Origin of the sequence: Leptospira jelokensis, assembly GCF_004769635.1 — a bacterium.
Classification (GTDB): domain Bacteria; phylum Spirochaetota; class Leptospiria; order Leptospirales; family Leptospiraceae; genus Leptospira_A; species Leptospira_A jelokensis.
The window spans coordinates 1-6296 of record NZ_RQGH01000032.1; the positions used below are offsets into that span (position 1 = coordinate 1).

Consider the following 6296-nt stretch of genomic DNA (forward strand, 5'->3'; position numbering starts at 1 on the left):
GTCTAATATACATTTTTGGTTGGCAGATGAACGTTGTGTTCCTATAGATGATACAGAACGTACGGAGAAGAAAATAAAAGAAGCAATTGGTGAAAAAGTCATTTCTAAAGTTATCTTTCATTCTCCTGGATTTGGAACACCTATTGATATGACAAATAAATATATACAGGAATTAAAAAAAAACACTACATTTAACTTGGCTATTTTAGGTATTGGTGAAGATGGTCATACCGCAAGTTTGTTTCCGGGTAATGATATTGGGGAAAACATAGATTCCGATGATGTTTTTCCAGTTTACAATTCGCCAAAAATGCCCTCCGAAAGAATTTCGCTTTCTCTGAATAAAATCAATCAATCTGAGCATGTCATTTTTTTGGTATCGGGTGAAAGTAAAAAAGAAATTGTCCGGAAAGTTTTATGTGGAGATAGTTTGCCTGCTTCCAAAGTTAGGGGAAGAAACACTACGAATATTATGAATTTAAAAGTTAACAAATGAAAGTATTAGTATTTGGTGGATCAGGATTTCTCGGATCTCATGTGGCAGATGCATTGAGCGATGCAGGACATGAGGTAGCAATATTTGATTTGGTAAAATCTCCTTGGTTGCGTCCTGACCATAAGTTTTATTCTGGCGATCTTTTAGATGAAAACATTGTATCCGAAATAGTATCTGGATTTGATATCGTTTACAATTTTGCTGCACTTGCTGATTTAAACCAAGCTCTGGATAAGCCAGTGGATACAATTCGAATCAATGTACTAGGAAATACGTACATTTTGGAAGCTTGTAGAAAACATAAAATCAAACGTTTCCTATACGCAAGTACTGTATATGTATATAGTCGTGAAGGTGGCTTCTATAGGTGCAGCAAACAAGCATCAGAAAGTTATATTGAGGAATACCAAAAGTGTTTTGGATTGGATTTTACGATTCTTCGGTACGGCTCCTTGTATGGACCAAGATCAGACGATTCGAATGGGCTCTATCGTATTGTAAAATCAGCTTTAGAGACGGGGCGGATTACATATGAAGGAAGTGCTGACAGTTTGAGAGAATACATCCATGTTGAGGACGCTGCGAGAGCAAGTGTTGTAGCAATGGGGGATGAATTTAAAAACCAAAGTGTTGTTTTAACAGGTCAGGAACCTATGAGAGTCATCGAATTATTGAAGATGCTCGCAGAAATTCTAGGAAGGCCCGATTCTGTAGAATTTTTAGAAGGCGATCAAATTGGCCATTATGTGAGAACCCCATATGCTTACCAACCTAAGTTAGGAAGAAAATATATCCCACCTATGCATGTGGATCTAGGACAGGGGCTTCTTCAATTGATTGATGAGATAAAGAAAACGTCGTAATTAGAAAATTAAAGATGTCTAATTTTCCTTTTATATTGATAATATCGTGTGATTAGACCTTGAATATACATAGTTTAGATAAATTTAAAGTCATCTTTTGGGATTTTGATGGAGTCATAAAGGAATCTGTAGAAGTAAAAACAAATGCTTATCTTGCCTTATTTCCACATGCACCAAAATATATTTTAGATAAAATTAAATCCCACCATTTAGATTATGGAGGGATTTCTCGATTTGAAAAAATTCCTCTGTATATGGAGTGGGTCGGGATTCAAAAAATAGATCAAAATTTAAAGCAGCATATAGAAAAATTTGCGGATCTTGTAGTAGAGAAAGTTATATCTTCTCCTTGGATCCCAGGCGTAGAGAAATACCTAAAACAAAAACCATTACAGCAAAAGTTTGTAATGGTCACTGGAACACCCCAAGAGGAAATTCAGGAAATTTTGTTCGAACTACAAATAGACAAGTTGTTTGAACATGTTTTTGGTGCGCCTACAGAAAAGTCCGAAGCCATTCGTTGGACTTTGGATCAGTATAAAGTGAAAGAACAAGAAGCCATTTTGATTGGGGATAGCAAAACTGATTGGTTGGCCGCAAACAAAACAGGAATTCAATTTCTACTTAAAGAAACAGATTCCAGTAATTTTTCTTCTCAATTCTCCGGAAATAAAATAAAGGATTTTTTAGGTTTAATATGATAGTAGCACTCCTTCTTGGAAGAAAAGGAAGCATTGGTTTTCCTGGAAAGAACACCTTCCCAATCATGGGAAAACCACTTGCATGGTATCCAATGAATATTGCAAAACGAACTAAAGAAATTAACAAAGTTTATCTTTCTACTGATGATCCAGAACTGAAAAAATTGGCTTTAGAGGAAGGTGTCGAAGTGATTGATCGACCACCACATCTTGCCACAAAAGAGGCGCTAGGTGAACATGCTTACCAACATGGATTTTCTGTCATTCAGGAAAGAAACCCTGGTCAAACAATCGATTTAATTGTTTTGCTTTTTTGTAACGCAGCGACTGTTACATCGGATACCATCTCCGAAGGAATTCGACTTTTAAAGGAGAATCCATTGGCAGATTCGGCTGTTACCGTATCGAAATACAATATGTGGTCACCTTTACGTGCGCGAAAAAAAGATGGGGAAGGTTATTTACAACCTTTCGTTCCTTTCGAAACATTCGGTGATCCCAAAACTTTGAATTGTGATCGGGATTCGCAAGGAGATGTACTTTTTGCCGATATGGGAGTTTCCATTGTTCGGCCTAGTAACCTAACAAATCTTGAAGAGGGAATGCTTCCGCAGAAATGGATGGGACAAAAAATTCTGCCACTTTACCAAGAGGCAGGATGTGATGTTGACTATGAATGGCAAGTTCCTGTTGTTGAGTGGTGGCTAAAAAAATATGGTGAGTTTAGGTGATCTATTATGAAAGAGATTGATCCAAAAGTTTATAAAAAACATCACAGTTTCCAAGACTTTAAAAGTCATAAAACCGGGATTATCGAATACCAAAAGAATCGAGCCATTCGTGTTTTGAAAGATTGGTCAGATGGTTCACTTCTAACAACTCATATAATCCAACATAAGGAAAACTTTAAAGAAACGTTAGATCAAGTATTAGTTGATTTAACGGCTACGACTGATGAAGCGTTATTTAAAATTACACCATTTATTGCAGAAGAAATGTACACTTATAGTGACGAAGAACTCCTTCGTTTCTTTTATCACAGATACAGATATGATGTATTTCCTCAATTAGAGAAACTAGACAACTATCCTCCTTATTTACAAATTGAACCATCTTCCATTTGCAATTACCGTTGTGTATTCTGTTACCAAACTGATATCAATTTTTTTAAAAAAACAACACCGGGAATGGGCCAGATGACTCTAGACCTTTTTAAAGAAATCGTTGATCAGGCAGTGGGTCATATTGAATTTCTTTCACTCGCCTCGCGTGGAGAACCTCTACTAGCAAAAGAAATAGAAGGAATGTTGTTATACTCTAAGGGAAAGTTTTTAAACATGAAATTGAATACAAATGCTTCCCTTTTAACTGAGTCTAAGGTGCACGCACTTCTTGCAGGTGGTGTTAAAACCGTTGTGTTTTCGGCTGATGCTGCAGAAGAACCATTGTATAGCCAATTGAGAGTTAATGGAAAACTTGATAAGGTTTTGAAAAACATAGAAATGTTTCAGGACATTAGACAAAAAGAATATTCCTCTGTGCCTATTATCACTCGAGTATCAGGCGTTAAGGTTACGGAAAAACAAGACATGGATTCCATGGAAAAGGTATGGGGAAATCTTGTGGATCAAGTTGCTTTTGTGAACTACAATCCATGGGAAAATATTTATGAATCAAAACCAAATGGTCAAACCAAAGCCTGTTCCGATTTGTTTCGTAGGATGTTTATTTGGCAAGATGGTTTAACCAATCCATGTGATAGCGATTATCGTTCCGACTTACAAATGGGAAAATTCCCGGCTCATTCCATTTCCGAATTATGGAGAATGGAGAGATATGAAAGTCTTCGCGCTGCACATAAATCGGGAAATAGACAAATTGTGAACCCTTGTAAAGGGTGTGCGGTGGTTTAAATGGGAACCAAATATAGAAAACATATTGATGCAGTTTATCGTCTACGAGGCGAAATCATCACTCGGTTTGGGAAATTACGACTAGATAAAAATGAAAGAATCGATCAACTTCCGAAAGATGTTTTGGAATCAATTAAGAACAAAATCAATTCAGATCTAATCACTGCATATCCTGAAACGGAACCCTTTTATGCAAAGTTAAGTAAGTTTCATAATGCTAAACCCGAAAATTTTTTAGTCACTACTGGTGCAGATGGCGGTATCCGTTACTGTTTTGATACTTTTGTAAAAGAAGGAGATGAAGTTGTATATTTGTCTCCCACTTTTGCTATGGTGGATATTTACGCTACTTTGTGGAACACCCAAAAGAAAGTGATTAATTATAGTGACGCTTTTAGTGTAAACGTAGAAGAAATTATCGGTGCTATAAATTCAAAAACTGCCTTAGTTATCATTGCAAATCCCAATAGTCCAACGGGAAATTCTCTCCCCGTGGCTGCAATAGAAAGTATCATTAATAAGGCTTCTGAATTCCATGTTCCCATCTTAATCGATGAAGCATATTTTGGTTTTTCTGAGGTAACAGCGGAACCTTTGTTAAAAAAGTTTAATAATTTAATCATTGCTAGAACTTTTTCAAAGGCTTTCGGTTTGGCAGGTTTGCGGATCGGATATTTATTTTCTAATGAAGTTTTGATTTCAAAAATGTATAAGTTTAGACCAATGTATGAGGTCACTTCTGTCTCTTTATTATTTGCCGATTATTTTCTAGAAAATGTAGATTTAGTATTTCGTTACATCAAAGCGACTAAAGAAGGTTTAGATTACTTAATCAGCGTTTTTGAAAATCTCAAACTTCCGTATATTAAAACTGATACAAATTTCATTCATGTGAATTTCGGAGATAAAAAAGAAAAGGCCCTTCAAGTTTTTGAAAAAAATTCCCTGCTTATCAGAGGCGGATTGCCTTTTAAAGGATATGAAAATTATTTAAGATTAACGATCGGGCCGAAAGTGCAGATGGAGATACTGGCTACCAGTTTAGAGGAAATTGTTCGGTCGTAATCAATGAGCGAAAGTATCAAATACACTTCAAAAAATATTTCAGAGTATTATTCTAAAAATCGAATTCAATGGAATGACTTTTATGAGTCGGAAAAATCGATTTTTATAGATACAATTAAGGACAAAAATAGTTCTATTCTCGATCTAGGTTGTGGTTGTGGGGGTCTTGGGATTGCGCTCCAAGAAAAATTTGGTATTGAAGATTATACCGGAATCGATATCCAAGAGGATGCAATTCGATTGGGTAAGGTGATGCGACCCAATGCCAATATATTCGTGGATGATATCTTTGATTTACAAACAAACCAGATCAAATCTAGAAAATATGATATTGTTATTTCCTTAAGTTGTATTGATTGGAATTTGAATTTTGATCAGACATTGAAAACTGCTTGGGATTTGGTAAAGGATGGGGGCATTTTTATATCTACATTTCGATTGACCAATGGTCCCACAGTAAATGATATTAAAACTTCTTATCAATATATTAATTTTGAAGGAAAACTGGAAGGTGAAATTGCACCTTATGTAGTTTTGAATGTAAATGATTTGTTTGGAAGAATCTCAAATTTAGATCCAATCGAAATGAAAGCGAATGGATATTGGGGAAGCCCATCTAAATCGGCTAAAACAGTTTACGATTCCTTATGTTTTTCTGCATTTTCAATCCAAAAGAAAAAAGAAAATAAGAAGTCGAAATTTAAAATGTCATTGGAACTTCCCCTCGATTTGTTTCGAACAAGTAATTGAGAATAATAATAGTAATTCTTTGAAGCTAAAGATAACTATTCATCCGTTTTTTGGATCTACTAAAAGTAATCATCCTTGGATTTACTTAGGTTCTAACGTTCAAAAATGTCAAAGGATAACACTGGGGTCAACAGGAGATCGGATCGATATTTCTGAGTGGGTTCAAATTGAAAGAAAATCAATACTTCCTGATGTTTTGATATTCTTAAATGGGTTAAGTATATTAAATCGCCATTCGATTGATTGGGGAGTGACTCATCTATCCGGAAAAAATAACCTAGTAAGTCCATTCTTTTTATCTGTCTTTCAAGTTTCAGCTTTGATAAAATACATCGAAGATAATGCGGATAAAATGTCTGTCTTAAATGTAATTTGCGAAGATTCTTATTTAGCTGAGACTGTGTTTCTAAGTTTAAAGAGTTTTAAGTTTAAAATCTCTAGAAGTGTTATACGCTTATACTTAGGGAAGATGATATCTTCTTTCTATTTTCTGTTAAAGTTTATCTAT

General features: G+C 35.2%; 8 protein-coding genes. All 8 read left to right on the forward strand.

The window, feature by feature from the left end; genetic code table 11:
• Positions 1 to 496: 6-phosphogluconolactonase (locus EHQ62_RS15475; RefSeq protein ID WP_244241807.1), on the forward strand; the 496-nt coding region annotated here is incomplete at its 5' end.
• On the forward strand, positions 493 to 1359 hold the full coding sequence (locus EHQ62_RS15480) for an NAD-dependent epimerase/dehydratase family protein (RefSeq protein ID WP_135644505.1): 867 nt from the start codon (positions 493 to 495) through the stop codon (positions 1357 to 1359). The genes EHQ62_RS15475 and EHQ62_RS15480, both read left to right, overlap by 4 nt.
• A 59-nt stretch (positions 1360 to 1418) precedes the next feature.
• On the forward strand, positions 1419 to 2060 hold the full coding sequence (locus EHQ62_RS15485; protein WP_135644507.1) for an HAD family hydrolase: 642 nt from the start codon (positions 1419 to 1421) through the stop codon (positions 2058 to 2060).
• Positions 2057 to 2791 (forward strand): acylneuraminate cytidylyltransferase family protein, encoded by a 735-nt coding sequence (locus EHQ62_RS15490; RefSeq protein ID WP_135644509.1) that lies wholly within the window; start codon positions 2057 to 2059, stop codon positions 2789 to 2791. Before EHQ62_RS15485 ends, EHQ62_RS15490 begins: the two co-directional genes overlap by 4 nt.
• A 6-nt stretch (positions 2792 to 2797) precedes the next feature.
• Complete coding sequence (locus tag EHQ62_RS15495; protein ID WP_135644511.1) at positions 2798 to 3973, forward strand: radical SAM/SPASM domain-containing protein; 1176 nt, start codon at positions 2798 to 2800, stop codon at positions 3971 to 3973.
• A complete protein-coding gene (locus EHQ62_RS15500) occupies positions 3974 to 5038 on the forward strand; it encodes a pyridoxal phosphate-dependent aminotransferase (RefSeq protein WP_135644513.1) in 1065 nt (354 codons plus the stop codon).
• 3 nt (positions 5039 to 5041) lie between these two features.
• Complete coding sequence (locus tag EHQ62_RS15505; RefSeq protein WP_135644515.1) at positions 5042 to 5788, forward strand: class I SAM-dependent methyltransferase; 747 nt, start codon at positions 5042 to 5044, stop codon at positions 5786 to 5788.
• Positions 5789 to 5807: 19 nt separating this feature from the next.
• Positions 5808 to 6296, forward strand: a 489-nt coding sequence (locus tag EHQ62_RS18655) for a hypothetical protein (protein WP_208720711.1), incomplete at its 3' end; no start/stop codon positions are given.

What these genes read in the sequence shown, in the direction of transcription:
- EHQ62_RS15480 (WP_135644505.1), top strand. Translation starts at nt 493, where the DNA reads ATGAAAGTATTAGTATTTGGTGGATCAGGATTTCTCGGATCTCATGTG.
- EHQ62_RS15490 (WP_135644509.1), top strand. Translation starts at nt 2,057, where the DNA reads ATGATAGTAGCACTCCTTCTTGGAAGAAAAGGAAGCATTGGTTTTCCT.
- EHQ62_RS15495 (WP_135644511.1), top strand. Translation starts at nt 2,798, where the DNA reads ATGAAAGAGATTGATCCAAAAGTTTATAAAAAACATCACAGTTTCCAA.
- EHQ62_RS15500 (WP_135644513.1), top strand. Translation starts at nt 3,974, where the DNA reads ATGGGAACCAAATATAGAAAACATATTGATGCAGTTTATCGTCTACGA.
- EHQ62_RS15505 (WP_135644515.1), top strand. Translation starts at nt 5,042, where the DNA reads ATGAGCGAAAGTATCAAATACACTTCAAAAAATATTTCAGAGTATTAT.